Source organism: Saccharomonospora saliphila YIM 90502 (assembly GCF_000383795.1).
Taxonomy (GTDB): domain Bacteria; phylum Actinomycetota; class Actinomycetes; order Mycobacteriales; family Pseudonocardiaceae; genus Saccharomonospora; species Saccharomonospora saliphila.
The window spans coordinates 1-3,906 of record NZ_KB912713.1; the positions used below are offsets into that span (position 1 = coordinate 1).

General features: G+C 71.7%; 4 protein-coding genes. 3 read left to right on the top strand and 1 reads right to left on the bottom strand.

The annotated features are described in order from the left end of the window. Both SACSA_RS0118250 and SACSA_RS0118255 read left to right on the top strand, forming a co-directional pair. Positions 1–765: metal ABC transporter ATP-binding protein (locus tag SACSA_RS0118250; protein WP_019819174.1), on the top strand; the 765-nt coding region annotated here is incomplete at its 5' end. Between the two features lie 71 nt (positions 766–836). Then, complete coding sequence (locus SACSA_RS0118255; protein WP_019819175.1) at positions 837–1,778, top strand: metal ABC transporter permease; 942 nt, start codon at positions 837–839, stop codon at positions 1,776–1,778. Here the strand turns inward: SACSA_RS0118255 and SACSA_RS0118260 are convergent. Next, on the bottom strand, positions 1,729–2,958 hold the full coding sequence (locus SACSA_RS0118260; RefSeq protein WP_019819176.1) for a DUF445 domain-containing protein: 1,230 nt from the start codon (positions 2,956–2,958) through the stop codon (positions 1,729–1,731). The two genes, SACSA_RS0118255 and SACSA_RS0118260, sit on opposite strands and share 50 nt — an antisense overlap. 196 nt (positions 2,959–3,154) lie before the next feature. Here SACSA_RS0118260 and SACSA_RS0118265 point away from each other — a divergent pair. Next, on the top strand, positions 3,155–3,906 hold a 752-nt coding region (locus tag SACSA_RS0118265; protein WP_028662015.1), incomplete at its 3' end, for a DivIVA domain-containing protein.

Genomic DNA, 3,906 nt, shown 5'->3' on the forward strand with positions numbered 1-3,906 from the left:
CTGGCCTTCGGCGAGCGCACCCTGTGGTCGGGGCTCGACTTCACCGTGGCGCCCGGCGAGTTCGTCGCCGTGCTGGGGCCGAACGGCTCCGGCAAGACGAGCCTGCTCCGGGTGCTGCTCGGCTTGCAGCAGCTCAGCGCGGGTACCGCCCGGGTCTCGGGCCGCCCGCCGGGGCGGGGCAGCGACCGCGTCGGCTACGTCCCCCAGCAGCGCGCCATGGACAAGGGCCTGACACTGCGGGGCCGCGACCTGGTGGGGCTCGGCCTCGACGGGCACCGCTGGGGGCTCGGCCTGCGTGCCCTCGCCCGGCGTCGGCAGCGCATCACCGAGGCGATCGACTCCGTCGGCGCGCGGCACTACGCCGACGCGCAGGTCGGCACCCTCTCCGGCGGTGAGCAGCAGCGGTTGCGCGTGGCCCAGGCCCTCGTCGGGGAGCCGGACGTGCTGCTGTGCGACGAGCCGCTGGCCTCGCTCGACCCGGCCCACCAGCGGGTGGTGGCCGAGCTGATCCACGAGCGCAGCCGCGCGGCCGACACCGCCGTCCTGTTCGTCACCCACGAGATCAACCCGATCCTGCCCTACGTCGACAAGGTCCTGTACCTGGTCGACGGCGCGTTCCGCATCGGCACCCCCGACGAGGTGATGACCTCGCGCACCCTCTCGGACCTCTACCGTTCCCACGTCGAGGTGCTCCGGATCGGTGGGCAGATCCACGTGGCCGGCGCGCAGAGCGGGTTGTGCGAGGACGAGGTACACCACCCGTGACCGCGCCCGAGGAGCCCGCACGGGCCGTGTGAGCGCCCCGCCACGTCCGACTTTCGCTGGAAGGCCCGCCCATGGAGAAGCTGTTCGACTTCGAGCTGACCCTGCGCCTGCTCGGTCTCGACTTCGTGCAGACGGCGCTGCTCGCCGCCGCCGTGCTCGGGCTCGTGGCCGGGGCGCTGGGCCCGCTGATCGTGACGCGCCGGATGTCGTTCGCCGTCCACGGCACCGCCGAACTGGCCTTCACCGGTGCCGCCGCCGCGCTGCTGCTCGGAATCGGCGTCAGCTACGGCGCGCTGGCCGGGGCCGTCGTCGCCGCGTTGCTGTTGGGGCTGCTCGGCGGGCGCGAGTCCGACCGCGACTCCGTGATCGGGGTGATCCTCGCGTTCGGTCTGGGCCTCGGTGTGCTGTTGCTGTGGTTCTACCCCGGTCGCACGTCGAACAAGTTCGGCATTCTCGTGGGCCAGATCGTCGCGGTGGAGCCGACCGACCTCACGGCCTTGCTCATCGCCTCGGTGGTCGTGCTGGTGGTGCTGGCCGTGATCTACCGTCCGCTGCTCTTCGCCAGCGTCGACCCGGGGGTCGCGGCGGCCCGGGGCGTGCCGGAACGGGTGCTCGCGCCGCTGTTCGCGGTGCTGATCGGGGTGGCGACCGCGCTCGGCGTGCAGATCGTCGGGGCGTTGCTCGTGGTGGCGTTGATGGTCACTCCCGCCGCCGCGGCGGCACGGGTGACGGCCAGTCCGTTGCGGGCCACCGTGCTCGCCGTCGTCTTCGCCGAACTCGCCGCGCTGGGCGGCATCGTGCTCTCGCTGGCCCCCGGGGCGCCGGTGAGCTTCTTCGTCACCGCCATCTCGTTCACCATCTACCTCGCCTGCCGTGCCGTGGCCTACGCCAGAAGCCGCGTGGCCGGCCGGGTCCCGGGTGACGTCGGTGCCCGGGCCGGCCTCGCCACCGGTGGCGCCGAGGTCAGTGCAGCATCAGCAGAACCTGCAACTCACCCACAACGAAGCCGATGACGCCGCCGACCACCACGAGCTTCCACTCGTCCTGCCGCACGGCGGGACGGAGCAGGCCCTCGTACTCGACCGAGGTCATGCGCATCATCCGCTCCTCCACCAACGCGGCCACGTCCATCGACTTGGTCAGGTAGCCCTCCGCGTGCCGGAGGGTGCCGGGCATCGCCTCGACCGCCCGCGTGGCCGCCGCCTGCTTGATCTCGTCGAGCCGCTGGGGGCCGACGGCCGCCGTGACCAGCGGTCTGGCGCTGTCGGCGTGCTCGTCGATCGCCTCGGAAACCATGCGGTGGATCATGGCAACCAGCCGGTCGGAGCGCGGTCCGCGCAGCAGGGCCTCCATCAGGTTGGGCACCGTCAGCAGTTCCCGCGCGATCAGATCGCCGTACTGCCGCGCCACCTCGGCACGCCTGCGCTGGAACTTGCCGTGCAGCAGAACTCCGCCCGGCAGGCGCACGGGATCACGCGGTACGAAGATCAGCTTGATCGCGAGCCAGTCGGTGAACAGGCCGATGGCCGCGCCGAAGAGCGGCATGACGAGCGGGTTCTTCGTCAACGCCCAGACCAGCGACTGCACGAGCCCGAGGCCGAACCCGAAGTAGATGCCGGACCGGGCGATGAAGGTCATCTCCGGGCGGGAGGTCTCGCGGATGAGTTTGACGAGCAGCGCCTTGTCGCGGGTGAGGCGCTGCACGCTCAGGTGCTTGATGTCGAGGATGTCGTCGATGTTGTCCCGCAGCTCGTCCATCACCTGCCGGACCAGGTCCGGTGAGGCCGCCTGGATGCGCTTGACCACCAGGTCGCGTGCCATCGGCGGTAGCCGATCCCACAGCTTCGGGTGGTACTCGGCCAGAACGTCCCGGGCGATCTCGTCGACGGCGCGCAGCAGCGGTTGCTCGATCTCCCGGGTCAGGCGGGTCGGGTCGATCCGGGCGAAGACGTCGGAGACGCTGAGCAGGTTCGTGGTCAGCAGGTCGGTGGCGGTGGCGGCCATCCGGCCGCCGTGCCGGGGTACCACGCCCTGCCAGCCGAGCACCGTGCCCGGGACGCCGACGAACTCAAGTGGGCGGAACATCATTTCGACGGCGACGCGCTTGGTCACGTAACCGATCAGCGCGGCGATGACCGGGATCGCGGCGTAGAGGGGCCAGTTCCCGGCGAGATCGTCCAGGACAGCCTCCACCGCTCGACCTCCTCCCGCGTGCCTGGTGTGGTCTCCCACGCTGGTGCACGCGCTCTCACGCCGACTCCGCGGGTCCGCGGACAGGGGCAGCCTGACACACCCGGTACCGCCATTCGTCGCACGACGCGGACTGCTCGCCGACAACGGCACAGTCACGGCTAGGGGTTCGACCCCGGCGACTCATTATGGTTGCCCGATGGCCGAGACTGAGACATCCCCCACATCAGTGACCAATCCGCAGTTCGCGACCGCGTTCCGGGGCTACGACCAGACGCAGGTCGACGAGCACCTCAAGCGCCTGACCGACGAACTCGCCGGCACGGCCCGGCACCGGGACGAGGCCACCGCGTCGGTGGCCGAGCTGACCAAGGCGCTGAGCTACGCGCAAAAAGAACTGGCCGACACCAAGACGGCCCTGTCCCGTATGGTCGAGGACCCGGCCGGCCCCGCCGCGATGACCGAGCGGGTGAAGACCATGATGCGGCTCGCCGAGGAGGAGGTCGGCGAGCTGCGCGAGAAGGCCGAGGCCGACGCGACGGCCATGAGGGAGGCGGCCGATGCCTACGCCGAGAAGACCCGCGCCAAGGCGCAGCAGGACGCCGAACAGCTCGCCGAGCGCGCCGAGGCGGAGCGCACCCGGCTCGACGACGACGCCGAGCAGCGGCGGCAGGAGCAGCGGCGGCGGGTCGAACAGGAGCTGGCGGTCCAGCGCGCGGAGGCCGAGAACGCGGCGGCCGAGCTGGAGCGGACGACCCGCGAGCGGGCCGACGAGATGATCGCCGACGCCGAGCGCAGGCTCGCCGAGGCCGAGGCCCTGCGCAGGGAGGCCTACGAGCTGCGCGCGCTGGTCGCCGACCGGATGGCGGCCAGCCACTCGGCGCTGCGCGACGCGCTCGACCGCCTGGGGGCGGACCCGGGCTCCGACCCAGGCGGTGCTGGGCGAAGCGG